Source organism: Eubacterium sp. 1001713B170207_170306_E7 (genome assembly GCF_015547515.1).
In the GTDB taxonomy this organism is placed as follows: Bacteria; Bacillota; Clostridia; order Eubacteriales; family Eubacteriaceae; genus Eubacterium.
Genome location: NZ_JADMVE010000003.1, coordinates 416,903 through 437,659, shown reverse-complemented (window position 1 = coordinate 437,659; position 20,757 = coordinate 416,903). Strand labels below are relative to the sequence as shown.

General features: G+C 42.9%; 17 protein-coding genes. All 17 read right to left on the bottom strand.

Annotated features, from left to right (window positions below; genetic code table 11):
* Positions 1-37: 37 nt before the first annotated feature.
* The 17 genes from I2B62_RS10030 to I2B62_RS09950 all read right to left on the bottom strand — a co-directional run bounded on the left by I2B62_RS10030 (position 38) and on the right by I2B62_RS09950 (position 20,748).
* Positions 38-1,141: a DegT/DnrJ/EryC1/StrS family aminotransferase gene (locus tag I2B62_RS10030; RefSeq protein WP_195268820.1), complete on the bottom strand. Its 1,104-nt coding sequence runs from the start codon at positions 1,139-1,141 to the stop codon at positions 38-40.
* A gap of 27 nt (positions 1,142-1,168) precedes the next feature.
* Complete coding sequence (locus I2B62_RS10025; RefSeq protein ID WP_195268819.1) at positions 1,169-2,614, bottom strand: lipopolysaccharide biosynthesis protein; 1,446 nt, start codon at positions 2,612-2,614, stop codon at positions 1,169-1,171.
* Positions 2,604-3,605: a hypothetical protein gene (locus I2B62_RS10020; RefSeq protein WP_195268818.1), complete on the bottom strand. Its 1,002-nt coding sequence runs from the start codon at positions 3,603-3,605 to the stop codon at positions 2,604-2,606. The genes I2B62_RS10025 and I2B62_RS10020 overlap by 11 nt, the downstream gene beginning before the upstream one ends.
* Positions 3,606-3,671: 66 nt before the next feature.
* Positions 3,672-4,973, bottom strand: coding sequence for a hypothetical protein (locus tag I2B62_RS10015; protein ID WP_195268817.1), 1,302 nt, complete (start codon positions 4,971-4,973; stop codon positions 3,672-3,674).
* Between the two features lie 16 nt (positions 4,974-4,989).
* On the bottom strand, positions 4,990-6,183 hold the full coding sequence (locus I2B62_RS10010) for a glycosyltransferase (RefSeq protein ID WP_195268816.1): 1,194 nt from the start codon (positions 6,181-6,183) through the stop codon (positions 4,990-4,992).
* Complete coding sequence (gene wecB, locus I2B62_RS10005; protein WP_195268815.1) at positions 6,180-7,310, bottom strand: UDP-N-acetylglucosamine 2-epimerase (non-hydrolyzing); 1,131 nt, start codon at positions 7,308-7,310, stop codon at positions 6,180-6,182. The genes I2B62_RS10010 and wecB overlap by 4 nt, the downstream gene beginning before the upstream one ends.
* 31 nt (positions 7,311-7,341) lie before the next feature.
* Positions 7,342-8,598: a capsular polysaccharide biosynthesis protein CapF gene (locus I2B62_RS10000; protein WP_195268814.1), complete on the bottom strand. Its 1,257-nt coding sequence runs from the start codon at positions 8,596-8,598 to the stop codon at positions 7,342-7,344.
* A gap of 4 nt (positions 8,599-8,602) precedes the next feature.
* Positions 8,603-9,625 (bottom strand): nucleoside-diphosphate sugar epimerase/dehydratase, encoded by a 1,023-nt coding sequence (locus tag I2B62_RS09995; protein WP_195268813.1) that lies wholly within the window; start codon positions 9,623-9,625, stop codon positions 8,603-8,605.
* Positions 9,618-10,883, bottom strand: coding sequence for a glycosyltransferase family 4 protein (locus tag I2B62_RS09990; RefSeq protein WP_207735986.1), 1,266 nt, complete (start codon positions 10,881-10,883; stop codon positions 9,618-9,620). Before I2B62_RS09990 ends, I2B62_RS09995 begins: the two co-directional genes overlap by 8 nt.
* Complete coding sequence (locus I2B62_RS09985) at positions 10,864-11,712, bottom strand: NAD-dependent epimerase/dehydratase family protein (RefSeq protein WP_195268812.1); 849 nt, start codon at positions 11,710-11,712, stop codon at positions 10,864-10,866. The genes I2B62_RS09990 and I2B62_RS09985 overlap by 20 nt, the downstream gene beginning before the upstream one ends.
* Entirely contained in the window at positions 11,709-12,329 is a 621-nt protein-coding gene (locus tag I2B62_RS09980) for a sugar transferase (RefSeq protein WP_195268811.1), read from the bottom strand. Before I2B62_RS09980 ends, I2B62_RS09985 begins: the two co-directional genes overlap by 4 nt.
* Positions 12,330-12,700: 371 nt before the next feature.
* Positions 12,701-14,116 carry a hypothetical protein gene (locus tag I2B62_RS09975; RefSeq protein WP_195268810.1) on the bottom strand — a complete coding sequence of 472 codons (1,416 nt, stop codon included), beginning with the start codon at positions 14,114-14,116 and terminating at the stop codon, positions 12,701-12,703.
* A gap of 552 nt (positions 14,117-14,668) precedes the next feature.
* Entirely contained in the window at positions 14,669-16,078 is a 1,410-nt protein-coding gene (locus tag I2B62_RS09970; protein ID WP_195268809.1) for a 3D domain-containing protein, read from the bottom strand.
* A gap of 230 nt (positions 16,079-16,308) precedes the next feature.
* Complete coding sequence (locus I2B62_RS09965) at positions 16,309-16,935, bottom strand: V-type ATP synthase subunit D (RefSeq protein ID WP_195268808.1); 627 nt, start codon at positions 16,933-16,935, stop codon at positions 16,309-16,311.
* A gap of 10 nt (positions 16,936-16,945) precedes the next feature.
* Positions 16,946-18,331, bottom strand: coding sequence for a V-type ATP synthase subunit B (locus I2B62_RS09960; protein WP_195268807.1), 1,386 nt, complete (start codon positions 18,329-18,331; stop codon positions 16,946-16,948).
* Positions 18,332-18,342: 11 nt separating this feature from the next.
* Positions 18,343-20,130: a V-type ATP synthase subunit A gene (locus I2B62_RS09955; protein WP_096920578.1), complete on the bottom strand. Its 1,788-nt coding sequence runs from the start codon at positions 20,128-20,130 to the stop codon at positions 18,343-18,345.
* Complete coding sequence (locus I2B62_RS09950; protein ID WP_243259475.1) at positions 20,131-20,748, bottom strand: V-type ATP synthase subunit E; 618 nt, start codon at positions 20,746-20,748, stop codon at positions 20,131-20,133.
* Between the last annotated feature and the right edge of the window lie 9 nt (positions 20,749-20,757).

Here is a 20,757-nt window from a genome sequence, read left to right as displayed (position 1 = left end):
CCTTCCATTAATAAACGCATATTTTTTTTAATCTGAACTATCCTAATATAATTTTACAAATTTCATCTACTACATTTAACTCTAAATCTGCAAAAAGAGGTAGTGTTACAACATTATCCGCTATTTCTTTTGCTATTGGCGTAGCCTTTGATGAATAAATGGAGCGATAGCATTCGTAATCGTTGATCAATGGATAAAAATATTTACGAACAAATATTTTTTCTTTTGCCAGTTCATCCGCTGCCTGATCCCGCGATTTTCCAAATGCTTTCTCATCAAACACCACTGGAAAATAAGCAAAATTAGTTCTAACGCCTTTTTGTTGTGGATTTAATTTAATACCAGGGATATTTTCTAAATGTTCCCAATAACGCTCAACCACTTTTTTTCGCTTTTCAATCTCATTATTGACATGGCGCAAGTTACAAATTCCCATCGCAGCTTGAAACTCATTCATCTTTGCATTTGTACCAATATCTTCTACCATTGTCGGCGACGTAATGCCAAAATTTTTAAGATTATAGAGTAAGTCTTTTAAGGCTTTATCCTGATAAGTCAGTGCGCCGCCTTCGATGGTATTAAACACCTTGGTCGCATGAAAACTAAACATTGCAACATCACCGAAATTTCCAATTCCCTCGCCGTTCACTTCCACCCCAAAAGCATGAGCCGCGTCATAAATGACTTTTAAGTGGTGCTTTTTAGCGATGGTCTCAATAGCTTCAATATTACAGACGTTGCCATACACATGTACCGGTATAATGGCAGTGGTGTGACGTGTTATCAAACTTTCTATTTTTTCAGGATCGAGTGTATATGTATCTGGATCAATATCACAAAAAACCGGGCGTAATCCATTATCAGCAATGGCATGAGTTGTTGATGCAAATGAAAAAGGAGTCGTAATGACTTCGCCACTTAACCGCAAGGCTTTGATGGCGATAAACAAAGATAAATGTCCATTACAAAACAGGGACACATTCGGAACCTTTAAATAATTTTCCAATTGCTGTTCGAAATTTTGATGCACTGGCCCCATATTGGTTAACCATGCACTGTCAAAAATCGGCTTTATTTCCTCTACATATTCTTCTAAATCCGGCAAGGATGACCGGGTAACCAATACAGGTTTATGCTGCATGTTTTTGTTCCTTTCTTGATTATTTTTCTACTTTTTATTTATTCTTTTTTTTATAATATTCATTAAATAAAAATAACTTTCGATTTTAAAAATTTTAGCACCTCCTACATATATTACTATTGCAGTAATTATTTGGATAAATAATTTTGTATAAATAAATATCTTCATTTTACCTATCAGCATAACAATTACAAACATTATTATTGATAAAATTATTAAAGGTGCTAAATCAACCATCAATTCTTTTATTGAATAGTTTATATACTTATTCACATAATAAGATGTTATCCAAACTGTAATAAATGATGCGCATAATGTTCCTAACATAATTGCATAGACTCCAAATCTAATACAACTAGTAATAAAAAAAAGTGTTAACCCTTTTGATATTATTGAAAGTTTAAATGTGACATCACTTCTGCCTATTGCATTCAAAGCATGCGTTCTAGCTGACAGAGGCCAGAATGAGCATATTATACATGTCAATTGCATGAACGGAACACTTGGCAACCATTTTTCCGTTAATAAAATAATAGTTAATGGTTCAGCCATTGACAAAACTCCCATTAAAATTGGTAAAGTAATAAACATACTCGTTTTCATAGAACGTCGTAATGCACTTTTTAGTCTTTTTGTATCATCCTGCATAATTGATAACGTTGGATAAAGAACCTCATTTAAGCTACCATCAATTGCTGTCATAAAAGCTTGTGGTATTTGCTGTCCTCTTTGGTAGTAACCCAATTCTACTTTTGAAAAGTATCTTCCGATAATTAAAGAGTGTATGTTATTAAACAATGTATTTAATATGTTTGTCCCTAATATTTTTGAGCTATAATGAAATAATGACTTCACACGTTTAAATGATAGTATAGCTCTTGGTTTCCACTTCACTGTAAAACATAAAACAAAAGCTCCTACCAGAGTCCCAAAAATCTTAGAAAACACAAGTGCCCAAACGCCAAAATTTATATATGCTAATGTAATACCAACAACTCCTTGTGTAAAAATATTAGCCAAGTTTCTAAAAAAACTTTTTTTAAAGTCCAAATTTTTTGCCATAATTGCATTGTGAACTGCACAAATAGAACCAAAAATGACATTTATAGACATTACACGCATTATCATTGTCAAATTCGCTTCATTATAAAAAATCGACACCAAAGGGGCTGTCGCAAACAAAATAATGTATATAATGACGGCCATAATAATATTCGCAAAATATACTGACGAAAAATCCACTTCATCAACATCTTTCTTCTGTATTAAGGCTGTTGTAAAACCTTGTTGAATAAAAACATCTGATATGGTTATAAAAATTGTTAATAGGCCTACGATTCCGTAATCTTCTGGCATTAGCATCCTAGCTAATACAATTTGAATTATAAATTGTATTAGCTGTGTCCCTATTCTTTCCACAAATTTCCATAAGACACCGCTAAAAGCACGTTGCTGAATATTACTATTTTTCAATTTTATCTTTACCTATTAGCTTATTTAAAATATATTTAAAATTACCAGTTTTAATTTTCAAAAATAATTGCTCGACCTTTCTATAAAAATTAATTAAAGGAGTATTGTAAGCCATAATTTTATTTCTTTCCTTTTCATACATTTTATCAGCGATTATATATTTTGCATGTTTTAACGGAAAGTCTATCTCATATGTTTTCATATTAAATACTTTTCTAATTCCTTTTGGTAACTGATTGATGTCATCGGCGTGTGCAGAATTTTCTGTACAACCAATATTGCTAATTAAATTTTTTTTAGGGATTATTTGCAGTTGGTTCTGTGCATATACTCCAAATTCGAAAAAAAATTCACCTCCGGCAACATGTCCTTCATAATATTTCTGGGTACTATAAGCCTTCACCCTTTTCCAAAAAATTCTATTATTACTTGTCTTTTCCCGAAGTAATTCCATAATGTAAGTATCTTTTGCATAATCAAAATCACCATACAATTTATCAGATCTTCTCCATGTAGCAGTTCCCCAAATTGAGCCTTGTCTAGAAAAAAAATAATCTGAATTAACATTTTGCGAAACACCTAAATGATTCATTCCGCATATTATATGTACTCTTAAATCATCTTTATAGTACTCAAGTAGTTCAGCACAATATTGAAAAAAACTAACAGAAGGAAGTATATCGTCTTCTAAAAAAATACATCTATCAACTCGATCCCAGATATACTTTCTACATTTTTGAGACATTGTATACATTCCTTGATTGTTTTGTTCATATAGTTTATATATTGTACATTCCCAATCTATTTCATTTTCGAATATTTCTCTATTTTTTTTTATAACTGCTTTTTCTTCCTCTGTTCTTCCACCATCTGAAACAAGAAAGAGTATACTGGGTTTCGCCTTCTTTATAACTTCAAATTGCCTTCTCTGACACTCTGGTCTTATCCATATATTGATACGGACTGGTACGTCCACTAAAAATGATTTCAAAGCTATTTATTTTCCTCCTCAATTCAAATGTAGAAATTAGTCTTATTTTTATTTTGAATTTTTCAACTATAAAACATCTCTTTTTAATACATCATAAACTACCATATCAATAATGCTAAGAAAAAAATAACAAACTAAAAATAGCATCATTCCCCGAACAAGCGGTACTGGAGAATACAAATACCATCTTGGTGTGGATGATACAAAGAAAATCAATATAAGATTTTTTACAGAATTTGTAGTATAAGAGGCAAAAAATGTGTATAAATTTGCTATAATCGCAGAAAACAATGTACCAAACCAACTTAAATAAAAATTCATATATATTGGTAATATACCGCCACCCATATGTTGGATAAACTGAACGGTATATTCTGGTAAATTTGAATTTTGAACACTTCCCCCTACAAACATTGATATTAAAAACTGTTTCAACATATAAACTTTTGCATTCAATGACGTTATGGCACTGACTTTTATAAAAGTTAATGATGTATAAAATGCATATGTAGATGTATCGAGAACGAACTTATTTTTTAAAATACTTTGAACAACACCGATAAGATTAACATTAGTTGCTAGATTCCCCCGAACTATACCAACCATCGTCATCAAAACAATCCCTAAGCAAAAAACAATAATACAATATTTCCATTTAAATTTATGTGCTAAATTAAAATAAAAAAAGATTATCGCTAATTGAAGCGATGTGACTCTTCCACCAAAAATTAAATCTTGAAAAGCAAAGACTATTAAGATTATTGTTGTCATATTTCTTAGACCATTTTTTTTACCTGAATAGTAATATGCTAAAATAAAAAGAATGCTGGAATATTCATAAATTGTAGAAACACTTCCTCTTCCTGTCCCTAATCCATTTCCTCTGTCAAACCCAAAAATAAAGATCACAATTAAAACGAGAATAAGAACTAATACAATTAAAATATTATTGCGTTCTTTAACAAATTCATTTCTTAGAACTATGTACTTCCTTTTTTTTGAAAAAAGAAAACTAATTATCATAAAAACAAAGATACAATTAATCGCAATTCCTAATGTCTGTACATCAAGAATTCTATTTAAAAAAGCATCCTCTGATATATCTAAGTAACGATCAAGTACAATGCTATAATTAAAATAAGCCAACATTAAGTACACTAGGATTAATTTGGGATTATTTTTATTTTCAAGAACTAAATATGCCGATAATGCCAAAACAAGTATTGATACAATATTATTATTTAAGTCACTATAATTATTTGTTATAATATTTATTAAAAAGTACAGGAACATCAGCATTGAAACAAATATTTTTATAATTATTCCTTTGTCTTTATTTATAATTGCATTTTTAGAAAGTTTTTTCATATGCTTTATTCGTCTTTCATTTTTTTGCTAGAGACTTTTTGTACTGTTGAATATATTTTTTAAAGACTTTTTCTCTATTGAATTCTATGCTTCTATTAACTGAAAAAGTTAAAGTTTTTTTTTGAATAACTTTATATACTTCTTTTATGTTATTTTTTTTTATTATCCTACCATTTTTCCCATTTAAACTCTCCGGACTCCCACCCGTATCATAGGTAATTACTGGTGTTCCGCAGGCCAGTGATTCTAAGTTCGTCGTCGGAAAATTATCTTCCAATGTCGGATTCACAAACACATCCGCCGCTGTATAGATTTCTGCTAATTCTTTTGTGCTGTTTGTACGTTCAATCTTTATTATATTGTCCGGCAGCGCTTTCTTCTGTTTTGAATTCAAGCCCACTAAAATAATCTGAAATTTATCGGGCAATTCTTTGGATAACTGCATAAAAGTATCCAAACCTTTTCGCCGATTCCATACATTCGCAACACCGAGTACAAGCGTTTTATCTTCGCACTGATATTTTTCTCTAAAATTATTCGGGGTGGGCTTGAACACTTCCAAGTCAATACCGTTATGAATAACTTCTACTGCATACTTAGAAAGGTAGCTTTCTTTCACAAGGCCTGCAAGCCAGTGTGAGGGTGTGACGATGGTCATTTGATTTTCATTGAGGGATGTGAACGCATTGCGCTTATCCTGATAGTTACTACGGGATTGATCCTGTAGAATACTTTTAGGGTATTCGCTTTTCTGTGGGCATTTTTCGCACCCTATTTTCCACTTCTCACATCCAACGTAATCGAAATATGTACAGTGCCCAGTAAAAGCCCAACAATCATGAAGTGTCCAAATGACTTTTTTATCAACTGTTTTCAGGTAGTTAAAAAGCACTTCGATATTAATAAAGTAACCGTGTAGATTATGAAGATGAATCACATCGGGATCATACGCTTTTACTTTTTCGATAAATCTTTCTGTCGCTTTTCTGGAGCCAAAGCCTTCCCGGTCGGTTAGCCGCGTTTTTAGTCCATGAAGCCGTACTTCCCATTCGCTGTCAATTTTAATCGTTTGATAACCTTTTGGTGCTGTTCCTCTTCCATAAGCAATCAAGCAGTTATGCCCTTCCTGCTTTAACGTATCGTAAAGGTCCGTCGCAATTCTTCCTGTACTGCCGTAACCACAAACCGAATTAATCTGAAGTACTCTCATTCATACTTCCCCCATGTCGTCTTCCTCACAATCCCCGCATAACTCTGAATCACCTTCACCACCTTCACACTCACGTTGGTGTCGGCATAATCCTCGGCCATGACGGTCTCTTCTTGGTTTTCAAACATGTTTACGGCCAGTTCTACAGCCTGCTCCACTTCTTTTCCGGTGATCCCGCCGATCACGATGGTGCCTTTGTCCAGGACTTCTGGCCGTTCGGTGGAGGTCCTTATGAGCACGCCTGGAAAGTCTTGCATGGCGCTCTCTTCGGACAGGGTGCCGGAATCGGAGAGCACGCAGTAGGCGTTTTTCTGAAGCTTGTTGTAGTCAAAGAAGCCGAAGGGCTTCATGTTGGTCACCAGGGGATGAAATCTGAAGTTTCGCTTTTCGATGATGTTTTTACTCCGCGGGTGGGTGGAGTAGATGACGGGCATCTGATACTTTTCGGCGATGTGGTTGACGGCTTCCATAAGGGACAGGAAGTTGTCTTCGTTGTCGATGTTCTCTTCCCGATGGGCGGAGAGCAGAAAGTATCCTTTGGGCTTCAGGTTCAGTTCTTTCAGAACATTGGATTGCTCGATCTCTGCTTCATGATCTCTGAGCACTTCGCGCATGGGACTGCCGGTCACGAAGATGGTCTTTCCGTCCATGCCTTCGCTTAGGAGGTAGCGTCTGGAGTGCTCGGTGTAGGGCAGGTTGATGTCGGCGATGTGGTCGACGATGGTGCGGTTGACCATTTCGGGCACGTTCCAGTCCCAGCACCGGTTGCCGGCTTCCATGTGGAAGATGGGGATTTTGAGGCGCTTGGCGCTGATGGCGGACAGGGCGGAGTTGGTATCGCCCAGGACTAACAGGGCGTCGGGCTTTTCTTTTTTCAGGATGTCGTAGGACTTGGCGATGATGTTGCCCATGGTTTCGCCCAGGTCTTTGCCCACGCTGTCCAGGTAGTGGTCGGGGGCTCTCAGGCCCAGGTTTTCGAAGAAGACCTGGTTTAAGGTGTAGTCCCAGTTTTGTCCGGTGTGGACGAGGGTATGGTTAAAGTACTGATCGCATTTTTTGATGGTGGCGGAGAGTCGGATGATCTCGGGCCGGGTGCCTAGAATGGTCATGAGTTTGAGTTTTTCCATCTTTTTTCTTGCTTTCCTTTTTTATTTGTTTTTACACTTCTAAAAAGTAGGTATCGGGTTTTTCGGGGTCAAAGGCTTCGCTGGCCCACATGACGGTGATCATGTCGTCGTCTCCTTCGTTGATGATGTTGTGGGTGTAGCCGGTGGGAATGTCGATGACTTCGAGCTTGTCACCGGTGACGTGATAGCTGGTGACAGATTCTCTTTTCATTTTTTCTCCATCTTCTTGGTCGTTGATGACTTTCCGGAATTGGATGAGTCCTTTTCCCTTGACAACCAGAAACTTTTCGTTTTTGGTGTGGTGCCAGTGCTGGCCTTTGGTGATGCCGGGCTTTGAGATGTTGATGGACACCTGGCCTCGGTCGGGGGTTCTTATGAACTCGGTGAAGGAGCCTCTTTCATCGACATTCATTTTTAAAGGGTAGCTGAACTGGTCTTCTGGCAGATGGCTCAGGTAGGTGGCGTAGAGCTTCTGGGTGAAGGCATCGGACAGGTCGGGGACCTGGAGCTTTTCCCGGCTTTCTTTAAAGGACTGGATTAATTCGGCGACTTCTCCCAGCTTGATTTCATAGGTGGTGGGCACGGTGCAGAACGGCTTTCCGGTCGCAATGCGTTCTTTATTGATTTTCACGACGTTGATGACGTCGTCTTTGAAGGCTTTGACCTGTTCTTTTTCTTCCCGGTGTTCTCTGCCGCACAGGGCGCCGATCAGCTCTTCGACCACGTCGTCGATGTAGATGAGCTTCAACATCACCTCGGGGTCGTTGACCTGGATGGGTTGGCCTCTTGCGATGTGGTGGCAGAAGGTGGCGATGGCGCTGTTGTAGTTGGGCCGGCACCATTTGCCGAACACGTTGGGAAAGCGGTAGATGAGGACTTTGACGTTGTTTTCTCGGCCATAATCAAAAAGCAGGTCTTCCCCAGCTTTTTTACTCCTGCCGTAGGGGTTGTCCAGGGCGGCCTGGATGGAGGAGGCGAGCATGACGGGGGCTTTGTTGCTGGCTTTTTTTAATAAATCTAATACTGTGCTGGTAAAGCCGAAGTTGCCGGCTTTATATTCTGCGGGGTCTTTGGGGCGGTTGACGCCGGCCAGGTGGAACACGAAGTCGCATTCCTGGGTATAGGTCTCTAAAAGACTGGGGTCGGTGTCCAGATCAAAGGGCAGGATTTCCAGGGTGCCTTGGTCGAGGTCGGGATAACGGTTGGTTTTCTTTTCTTTGATATTGTTAAGCTCGGCGATGAGGTTTTTTCCCATGAAGCCTCTGGCACCGGTGATGAGTATTTTCATGTTTTCACCTCGCTTCCCATTCGGCGAGTTCGTTGCGGATGTATTCTAGAGAAAGCAGCTTTTCTTTGACCTGTTTGACATTTAAGAGCTCGGTGTTGTCGGAGTTGAACTCGGTCAGTTCGGTGCGCTTCTGGTTGCCTTCTTTGAAATATTTATCGTAGTTTAAATCGCGTTTGTCGGCGGGCACTCTGAAGAAGTCGCCCATGTCGATGGCGTGGGCGCACTCTTCGTTGGTCAGAAGTGTCTCGTACATTTTTTCGCCGTGGCGGATGCCGATGATCTTGATTTCGTTGTCGGCGTGAAAGAGTTCTCTGACGGCTTCCGCTAACACTTCGATGGTGCAGGCCGGGGCTTTCTGGACCATGATGTCGCCGTTCTCGGCGTGCTCGAAGGCGAAGAGCACGAGCTCCACGGCTTCTTCCAGGCTCATGATGAACCGGGTCATTTGGGGTTCGGTGACGGTCAGGGCCTGGCCGTTTTTGATCTGTTCGATGAACAGGGGGATCACGGAGCCTCTGGAACACATGACGTTCCCGTAGCGGGTGCCGCAGATCAGGGTCTTATCGGGATCAACGGTTCGGCTTTTTGCCACAAAGACTTTTTCCATCATGGCTTTGGAGGTGCCCATGGCGTTGATGGGATAGGCGGCTTTGTCGGTGGACAGGCAGATGACTTTTTTGATGCCTTCTTCGATGGCGGCGGTCAGTACGTTGTCGGTACCGATGACGTTGGTCTTAACGGCCTCAATGGGAAAGAACTCGCAGGAGGGCACCTGCTTTAAGGCAGCGGCGTGAAAGATGTAGTCGACGCCGTGCATGGCGTCCTTGAGGCTTTGAAGGTTCCGCACATCGCCGATGTAATATTTGATTTTGTCATCATTGTACTGATGGCGCATGTCATCCTGTTTTTTCTCATCTCTTGAGAAGATGCGGATTTCTTTGATGTTGGTTTTTAAAAAGCGGTTGAGCACGGCGTGGCCGAAGCTGCCTGTGCCTCCGGTGATGAGTAGGGTTTCTCCTTCAAACATGGCTGTCACTCCTTCTATTAAGAACATTTTTCATCATTTCGATATACTGATTGGTACAAATCTCGCGGGTGTACTTTTCTACGAAAAGCTGCTGGCTGTTTTGACCCATTTCTTTGACTTTCTGCTTGTTGGAATCTAATTCTAAAATATATTCTGCCAAGGCTTCTTTTTCGCCTTGTTCAATGCTGAATCCTGAACGAGTTCGCCTCAAGTCCTTTGCGATATCGGTCTCTTGATTCATAATGGCGATTATGGGTTTTCCCATAGATAAATAACTATAGGTTTTACTTGGCACACTTAAGCCTTCAACACCCTTTTCAAGGCTAACTAAATAGCAATCTGCAATTTTTAGCAGATCAGTAAAATCAGTTCCGGTTAAAAAGTCGAAAAAGATGGTTTGTGCCAATCCTTTTATTTTCGCCTGCTCTTTAAGGTCATCTTGTTTGGCTCCATGCCCTGCAAAACAAAATAGGATACCCTGATGCTCTTTTAATTTTTCAATCGCTCCAAAAATGGTTTCCATGTCCTGACAGATTCCCATGTTACCCGCATAGACGACAATGGTTCGATAATTCTTTCGAAGATTTTTGAATTGATCATTATTTATTTCTTGGGTATCCTTACATTCCTCATACCAGTTTGGGATCACTTTCACTTTGGTGTCTGTTAACTCACACTTGTTTGCCAGAAGATAGTCTTTCATCTCATGTGACAACGCAACGACTTTTGAAACACAATTGAAAAGGGAATGATTGATATGGTTCATCACTTTTTCAATCATGCTTCCGCTCTGTACACCTCCCAATAACAGCGCGAGTTCTGGGTAGATGTCATAGCAGACATAAACGATTTTTGTTTTGAAAAGCCTGTTGGCTAAAATGGCGATCACGGGTAAAATAGGCGGGTTTGAGTATACAATGATACTTCTGTATTTTCGAAGTGAAAACAAATGCACGCTTACTGAGCAGATAAACGAAAAATAATTGACCAACCGACCAATTTTTCCTTTCCGGTTCATTTGTAGGTATCGGATTCTTTTGATTGAAATTCCATTGATGATTTCTTTTTTAGGTATTTTTTGCTGCTCACTGTATTCTTTTGGATAGCCGCAAAGAACGTCTAAAGAAAAACCTTTTTTAACAAGATCAACGGACATTTCATAGGGTAATGTCGCTGAAGAAACATATTCGGGATAGTAAAACTGACATAATACAAGGATATCTTTTTGCTTTTTCATCTCATTTTTCGGTAAGTTCAATGGATTCTCTGAAACTTACGACGTTATAATCCTTTTTATAATGTGATAAACTTTGATCATAAACCAGACTTCCAAAAACCTTCTGGAAAACAACTGTATGCTTGGTCAATCGGTTGATCAAAGGATTGAAAAAACTCGTCAAATGAATTTTTTTATGATGGACTTCTGCAATGCGCGTTACCAACTCAGCGCTGTTGACATATGCTTTGTTCTGTGGAAAAAAAATTCCCTGTTCCTGATCATCGATTAATAACTTTATAAATTCGCAGAGATTGTCAATGTGGATCATACTTCTCTGATTTTTTATCTTTGGGAAAACAGGCATTTTCAACGCAAGGCGGGATAAGCGTGTGTAATTTCCTTTGCAGCCTTTGCCGTAAACCATTGGTGGTCTGATGATAGCGACATGAAAATCATTGTTTTCTGCTTCGACTAAAGCTTTCTCTGCTTTTAACTTATTTTGTCCATACAGTGTTTTGGGATGCAGAGGTGTATTTTTTTCAATGATTCCGGAATCGAGACCATATACACTCATGGTGCTCATGAAAACAAATTGCTTAATACCTTCATTTTTTGCTTTTTCAGCAATTTCTACTGGAAGTTTGCTATTTACTTTTTCATATAAAGGAGCCGCCTCTTTTTTTTCTTTTTTATGAACTATGGCTGCAACGTGTAAAATCACATCAAAGGGACTGAAATCCATCGCTTCCCATGCATTATCGAGAGTATCTACAGTTGCCACCAGATATTCCCCGGGCCATTGGCTAACCCATTTTTCAAAGGAGGTGCCTATGTAGCTGTCTTTGCCGGTGATCAGAATGCGTTTCATTTCAAGTCCTCCTCAATGCCCATGGCTCCAGTGCCGCCTTCCTGTACGCCTTCGTTTTTTAAGACGGAGGTAATGGTTTTAAAGAACATTTTGCAGTCGAAGGGAAAGCTGATGTTTTTTACATACTGCCCATCCAGCTTGGCTTTGACTGGGATTTCCAGTTCATCCCGGCCACTGATCTGTGCCAGACCGGTGAGTCCTGGCCGCACGTCGTTGGCGCCGTACTGGTCCCGCTCGGCAATCAAATCTTCCTGATTCCAGAGTGCTGGGCGTGGGCCGATGATGCTCATTTCGCCTTTGATGATGTTGAAAATCTGTGGCAGCTCGTCCAGGCTGGTCTTTCTTAAAAACTTGCCGACCTTTGTGATGTATTGATCGGGGTTCTTGAGCATATGGGTGGGGGTGTCCTTTGGGGTGTCAATGGACATGGTCCGGAATTTATAAATATTAAAATGCTGTTTATGGATTCCCGCGCGTTTTTGTTTGAAAAGGACCGGGCCTTTGGAGTCGGCTTTGATGGCGATCACGAGGATGCCGTAAACGGGTGAAAGAATGATCAGTCCAACGGTTGACAATGAAAAATCCAGGATGCGCTTGATATATTTTTGATAGATCATCTTACACTCCTATTTCAAAGCTGTATTCTGGTTCTTCTTCCTCTGTGATTTCTTCTGCTTTTTCTTCTTTCATGATCGTTCCTCTTTCGGAACGCTGAGGGCAGCGTTCCCTACACTTCATTTCCTCATATTAATTACATTCAATTATTTAAAACTCGTAGCACTCACGATCAAAACTGATCCTTTAATCTCTACTTTCATCGCATTGTGTTTTCTTTCATTTATATGTAAAGAAAACACAATGCGATGCGAAATAAAAACAGGCGGTGCTAAGCCTGTACTTTTGGCCCTATAGGCGAAAAGCACACCTGTAAATTTCTTTACAGGATTTTAAATATTATATTTATAATCTATTTTTCTATTCTTTTTTATCAGGCAGCATCCTCATTAAACCGCTCATAAAACCCTTTCCCCAGATTCCTCGCACTGTTCAGCGCTGTGCTCCCTCGGTGGCCTTCTTTACAGACGAAGTTCTTGCCGCCGTAGAAGTTGGCGCTGGGGTTCTGGTACTCGGTGTTGTGCTTGGCGATGAATGCGCCGCAGTAATAACACCGGGTACTGGCATAGTAGGGTTTGCTGGTCATGGCGACCAGGCCTTGCTGCCAGGCTTTGTACTGGACGTAGCGGGCGATGCGCCTTCCGATAAAGTCATAGGGGGTTTTGCCCAGGTAGGGCTTTTTCGCCTGATCGAAGCTTTCTTTGAGCTCGGGCAGGACGATGAGTTTTGCGCCCTGTTTGATGGCGTAATCGACGATCTTTCGGCTTACCTCATGGGCGTAATGGTCGGTCAGGCGGGTGATTTTTTCGTAGTATTTGGCGTTTGGCCGATGCCCTTGCGGAACGACGAGGGCGTCGTTCCCTACGGTGTACGTTATATTGTTCCCGGCAATGCCGCGTTTGGTATACCCTAGAAGCAGCTTCCTACGGTGGGCCAGTTCTTTTCCGCCCTTGATGAAATATGGGGCGGTGGCACGACCGTCTGCTTGAATGGTGGTACAAACGGCTAAGGTGTCGGAACCGGTTAAGGCCACGGCGACAAACTTTTCGTTTTGCTGCACACGTTCCTTGGCGGTCCGGCTGTCTTCCACGATCTCTTTAACGGGGATGTGGAGCATGACTTTTTTCTTTTTGATGACAATGGTCGGGCTCATGCGCTCGGCGTTTTCTGGAAAGGGTCTGCCGGTAGTCCGGTGCTTGACCCAGGCCCAGGCTTTGCCGGTGTAGAGCTTGAGCATGATGCTTTTTTCGTCAAAGTCTTTGTACATGCCTTTGTAGTAGAGCATGGACATGTGGAGGCGGCGCGGCCTGGAGGGCTTTCCCTTCAGTTGACAGTTGACAGTGGATAGTGGATATTTATGGTACAAATCGGCTTTGTCGATTTGATTTGATTCAGAATCGCTCTGCGATTCTGTTCCTAAGCTATCAACTATCAACTTTTCACTATCCACTTCTTTTTCTTGACTCTTCTGCCAGTCCCTGAGCTTGCTTGTGTAGCTCCGGTACATACTGATGGCGGCGTTGATGGCCGCGCGCCGGAAGTACAATGGGATTTTCTCAAAGGGCAGCGGCATTTCGGGCAAAGTGCCGTCCCGCTGTTTTATGGTCTGCAGTTCTAAATGGCGCAGTAAATTTTGGTTGGTGAGGCTGAGGGCTTCGGGCTGTTTCTCGAGAAGCTGGTAATAGAATGCCAGGACGTCGTCAAAGAGGGCCTGGGTTTGCTTAAACCAGTCTAAATGCTTGTAATTCAGCTGTATTTTGTACGTCGTGATGGCGTATCCCGCACTCATTTTGGGGCCTCCATTTGTTCGCAGACTATTCAAAGTCTGCGAGTCTTTTTTTAATTTCACTTTTTTATAATTTAACTGCGATACCTATTATAACATTAGGTAATGAAAAAAGCATCCACTTTTTTGAAAAAATTAAATATTTTTCTTTAAAGTCAATTTATATCTATATTTTAACAATAAAAGTATTTTTCGTCAAATTTTCTTTTCTTATTTATAAAAGAGCCAACATGGTCAAAACATGGTCAAAATAAACCTCAAAAATCCTGATTTTAAGCGATTTCTTTTATGTTTTTATTTTCAAATTTTAAATTCTTCTTTGGTCAAAAACATGGTCAGCAAAAGAGAAAAACATGGTACTCATTAGCTTTTAGATGTGTCGTTCGCAGACTTTGAATAGTCTGCGAGTCTTTTTCTTTTATAACGAACACATTTCAACCACTTCCAACGTATTTAGGATAGTGTGTCTTTTAAAACTTTCATCAATATTTTTCAAACTAAAAAACCTCTCCGCGCACCGGGATTATTCGGTGGCGGAGAGGTTTGGATTCTAATTTAATTTAACACATAAGCGTCCAGATTCCGGCGTCCAAAGCTGATGGCTTCGGCGTAGCTGTCGAAGAAGATATCAATGACATTGCCTTTTACGGCGCCGCCGCTGTCTTCTACGGTAAATACGGTATCAAAATACGGAATATAGATTCTGGTGCCGATGGGATAATTGGTCAGATCGGCTGCGATGGTATGGCCGGATGTGGGCCATGCGCCGGAGGCTGTGGCATTACCGGTGGCCACATAGGCGGTACAGTTAGCGGTAAAATGGGTTGCATTACTCAGATCAATCCCATTGCTTTCTTCCGCGGGCTGTTCAGGTTCTGGCTCTGGTGCCGGGGTAGGCTCTGGCGCTGGCGCCGGGGTAGGTTCCGGGGTTGGCGCTGGCTGTTCTGCGGGAGTTTCCGGCTGTGTCGCTTCTGGGGTAGGCTCTGGCGTCGGCTCTGGTGTGGGGGTTGGCGCCGGTTCAGCGGCTTTTGTTCCAACTTCGACTACCTCGGTCACGGGTTCCTTGATGGTTTCCTTCGCCACGACATCACGGGTAATTTCCTTACCGTTTTCGTAGGTGACATTTTCGGTGATCCGGGCCGTGCCATTGACACCGGCGGTTTTCACGTTGGTTTTTCCCTGTTCCAGCTCTGGATTTTCCACCTTCTGGCTGGTAAAGGCAATGGCCTCCTCACGGGTTTCCTGTTTTACTTCGGTGGTTACCTTACTGCCGACCTCAACGACTTCGGTCACTGGCTCAAGCACGACCTGGGTCGCCACGGTTTCCTGGCTGACCAGTATACCGTCTTCGTATACGAGCTTATCGGTAATCTTTTTACTGCCGTTTACGCCGGCGGTTATGATATTCTGCTTTCCTTCTTCAAGCTCTGGGTTTACTGTTTGCTTAACCTCAAAAGGAATGGCCTCCATGCGGCTTTCTTCTTTTTCCTCACGGCGCACGATTTTAATTTCTTTAACCTCTGTGGTCAGGGCGGTGTCGGCTGACGGGACCACAATGTCGCTTGCGCCCAGGGTGATGTTCTGATCCTTTAAAAGATCTCCGACGGTATCGGCAGTGGAATCATAGGTATGTCCATTGCCATCTACGTTTAAGGTGCCCTTGGCGTTCTTTTTGATGCTGACATTGTCGACGTCCTTCACCTTGGTGTCAAGGGGAACGCTGACGGTATAATCGGTGGAATCCACCGGATAGCCCTTCTGCTTGAGTACTTCACCGATCTGGGACTGGCGCTGACTGGCCAGGGTTTCGGTCTGGACGCTGCCGTTTCCGGTATTTTCGTCCAGTGATACTTCAATGTTCTTAGTCATGGTAAAAGCACAGGCGATGCCCATGGCAACGGTCAATACGATCAGAAAAATCATACCGACGAGCTTTTTCCAATGACTGCTCATAAATTCACTCATAGATAATTGCTTCCTTTCATTTTTTTGTGTTCTTCATTTTGAAGAACGGTTGAAAGTATAATAGGAAAAATAATAATTTCACTATAAATTTTAACAAAATTCAACTAAAGTGTCAATAAATCTTAATATTGTAACAATTTCAAAAAATTCGTTGTCTTTATAAAGAATATACCTGAAAAGCCCGTGAAATAACAGAAACCACCAAATTTGGTGGTTTCTGTAACGTTACGTTATGATTGGTTGTGTTTTTTGACCTTTTTAATACGGAAGTTTTCCTCACGGTCCTTTTCTTCGATGCTTTCCTCAATGTATTTAATTTGATCCTTAAGCTTTGGTATCTGAATTTTATCCAGAGCGTTGGCACTTTTCTGTGTTTTTTTGATCTCGAGGGATAGCTTGAAGGCTGTACTCTCGATTTCTGCCAGCTTATAGGACAGGTGCTTTACCTCATTAAACTTCTCGATGGCCACATCCAAGGCCGGATTATTTTCATGGAAGCCATAGGGCAGGCTGAAGTTTTTGTTCTTGTCCTCGTTGTCCACAATTTCTGGAATATCGACGCCCATAACGCTTCGGGTACGCACGTCAAAGTCTTCCTCCTGCGGGATGGACAAAGCGTATTCCTCAACGTGGTTGAGGCCCATGCTGATGGTTACCTGCTGGAGTGCTATGTAAGCTTCCTTAAAAATTTCGGTAATCTTCTGTTCGATCTCCTCGGACTGCTTGACCAGCTTCATGATTTCCTGGATCAGGACGGTCCGCTTTTTATCGAGCAGGTTATACCCTTTGGTTGAAAAGGCCAGGCTTGACTTCGACTTGATTAAATTTGCCTTAGTCGGCGTGATTTTAATGGCCATAAGTGATCACCTACGCATTCTTCTTTGGCAGATATTTTTCGATCAGTTTTGGACTCAGACGGTCAAGCTCGGTGACTGGCAGGATGGTTAACAGCTTCCAGCCAAGATCCAGGCTTTCATAGATGGTCCGGTTTTCATCAAAGTCCTGGCTCAGGAATTCATCTTCAAAGGCACGGCCAAATTCCATATACAGCTTATCGGTTTCGGATAGGTCGTCCTCACCCATGATCTGGGAAAGGTCACGGACTTCCTGCACTCTGGAATAAGCGGCAAACAGCTGATTGGCCAGGTCCTGATGGTCTTCACGGGTGTAGCCTTCCCCGATACCGTCCTTCATCAGACGGGAGAGGGATGGCAGGACGTCGATCGGCGGATAGATGCTCCGCTGGAACAGGTCACGTCCCAGTACAATCTGGCCCTCGGTTATATAACCGGTTAAGTCAGGGATGGGATGGGTGATATCATCATTCGGCATGGTCAGGATGGGCAGGAAGGTAATGGAACCCCTGCTGCTCTTTAACATGCCGGCGCGTTCGTACAGCGCGGCCAGGTCGGAGTACATGTAGCCCGGGTAGCCCTTACGGCTTGGTACTTCTTCACGGGCCGACGAAATTTCACGCAGGCCCTCGCAGTAAGCGGTAATATCGCTCATGACGACCAGAATATGCATATCCTTCTGGAAGGCCAGGTACTCGGCAACGGTCAGAGCGCACCGCGGCGCGGTGTTTCTTTCGGCTACCGGGTCATCGGCGTAGTTGACAAACATGACAACCCGGTCCATGACGTTGGCTTCCTCAAAGGTTTTGCGGAAGAACTTTTCATCGTCGTGCTTAACGCCGATGGCGGCAAACACGATGGCGAACTGTTCGTCCACATCGTCGCTCAGCTTGGCCTGGCGCACGATCTGCGCGGCCAGCTCATTGTGGGACAGGCCGTTTCCGGAGAAGATCGGCAGCTTCTGGCCACGGATCAGGGTCATCAGCACGTCGATGGCGGAAATACCGGTCTGAATAAAGTTACGCGGGTATTCACGGCTCATGGGGTTGATGGGCGCACCATTGATATTGGATTCAACGGTACTGAAGATATCCGCACCGTTATCAATGGGTTCTCCAATCCCGTTGAACACGCGGCCCATGAGGTCCATGGACATTGGGATTTTAAAGGCCTCGCCGGTAAAGCGGGTGACGCTGTTTTCGGCGGCCAGGCCGGCGGTGGACTGGAACACCTGGATGGTGATGGTGGTGCCGTCAATTTTGATGACCTTTCCTTTTTTCACCTCGCCGGTGGCCTGGTCCTGAATGTTTACCACCTCGCCGTAGAAAACATCCTCAACGTCTGTGATCAGAATAAGAGGCCCGTTAATGTTGTCTATTTTTAGATATTCTCTCTGCATACTGTGCCTCCTTAATCCTGATATCTGCGCATGAGATCGTCGTAGTATTCATCAATATCCTGTCTCAGGACATCAATCCCACTGAAATCATCATTCGGAATATTATATTTCATCTTGATGACATCATCAAAGATTTTTTCATTGTAAAGCACCGAGGTCGGTATCCCCTGCTTCAGGCCTGCCAGGCCTTTTTCATAGAGATAATCCATAACCTTTAACATACGGTACTGTTTTTCAAGCGGTACATAGGTGTCGGTATCGTCAAAGGTGTTCTGCTGTAGGAAGCCGACCCGGATGAGCTTGGCGATATTTAACACCCAGCGCTGGTCGTCCGGCAGTGCGTCTTCACCGATGAGCATGACCATTTCCTGGAGCTTGTTTTCCTGGAACAGCAGATCCAGCATTTTGTTACGCAGCTGGATACTGTCCTCGGCCACGTTGTCCTCATACCAGTCGGTCAGCAGCTTCACATAACCGGAGTAGCTTTCCATCCAGTTGATGGCCGGATAGTGACGGGCATAGGCCAGGTTCTTATCCAGAGCCAGGAAGGTGTTGACATAACGCTTGGTATTTTCGGTAACGGGCTCTGAGAAGTCCCCGCCAGCCGGTGATACGGCCCCGACAATACTGATGGAGCCCTCTTCCCCGCACAAGGTGTCCACAGAGCCAGCACGTTCGTAGAACTCTGCGATACGGGAGGACAGGTAAGCCGGATAGCCTTCTTCCGCCGGCATTTCTTCCAGACGTCCGGAGATTTCACGCAGGGCTTCTGCCCAGCGGGAGGTGGAGTCAGCCATCATGGCCACGTCATAGCCCATATCTCTGAAATATTCGGCCATGGTGATACCGGTATAGATACTGGCTTCACGGGCCGCAACGGGCATGTTGGAGGTATTGGCGATCATAACCGTACGCTCCATGATGGACTCGCCGGATTTCGGGTCGATGAGGCCTGGGAAATCTTCGATAACCTCGGTCATTTCATTACCACGCTCGCCACAGCCAATGTAGATGATAATATCCGCATCGGACCATTTTGCCAGCTGATGCTGGGTGGTGGTTTTACCGGTCCCGAAGCCCCCCGGAATGGCTGCTGTACCGCCCTTGGCAATGGGGAAGAAAAAGTCAATGATACGCTGGCCGGTGACCAGTGGTTTTTCCGGCTCTCTTCTGAACCTGGCAGGACGCGGTGTTCTTACCGGCCATTCCTGGTACATCTTGAGCGCATGCCGTCTTTTTCGGTCATCCTCAACCACGACTAACGCCGTTTCGATATTATAGCTGCCGTCTTCTCTGGCTTCCACCACGGTTCCCTTTACGTTCGGCGGCACCATGAGGCGGTGCTCGATCATCAGGGTTTCCTGAACGGTCCCAAAGACCTGTCCGGGTTTAACGGTATCGCCAACACTCAGCCGGGCTTTATAATCCCACAGTTTTTCTTCGTCAATGGACATCAGGCCGATCCCTTCCGGGATAAACACCGGAGAGATCTCCTGTATTTTTTCCAGGGGCCTTTGGATACCATCAAACATATTTTTAAGCATCCCCGGTCCAAGCTTTACGCTTAAAGGCATGCCGGTTGACAGGATTTCCTCGCCGGGCATCAGGCCTTCGGTTTCTTCATATACCTGAATGGTTCCAATGTCGCCGTCCAGGACAATGACTTCGCCGATCAGCTTTTTCCTGCCGACCATGACCATTTCACGCATTTGGAAGGCGGTCATGTTGGTCCCTGTTACAACGGGTCCGTTGATGCCTGAAATAACGCCTTTTACTTCATTCTTTACTTCATTACTCAATTAACCCACCTGCTTTTCCATTACTTCGTTCAAGCGCATACCGATGAGCTTGTAATTGGTGCGTACAAGGTTCTCGACGGTAAAATCGCAGTTAATACGGTTGTCTGTGTCTCTGACTACAATGCCTCCAATGGTGCCTGCAGGTAACGCATCAAATGTGATGGTGTAATCGGACAGAACCCTTGAGGCGTTTTGTTTGACAAACGCGCTGTCCGGGTCATTTACAAAAACAATAATATCCTTGCGGTCTCTCAAAATGCTCGGAACCTTTTCCAGACATTTTACAAGATAGCCGCGGTAGATTTCTGTGCCGACATAATTTCTGGCTTCATCCACCACCGCCTGTTTAAAATCCTCCAAAATACGGCTTTTTTCTTCCAAAAGCTCTGTTTTTGCAGTGTTTTTACCCTGGGCGATGATTTTATTTTTATCACGGAAAATAACGTGGTAACCGCGTTCTTCGATACTGCGTTTTTCTTCCTTGATTTTTTCACTCGAAGCCTTCACCATTTCCAGCTTTTTATCTTTCGCTGTGTTGATGGTCTGCTTGCCCCATTCGCGTTGTTTCCTTAGGAGATATTGTGTAAAGACACCAAGTTTTTCTTCAACTGATATCATGTGTTCACT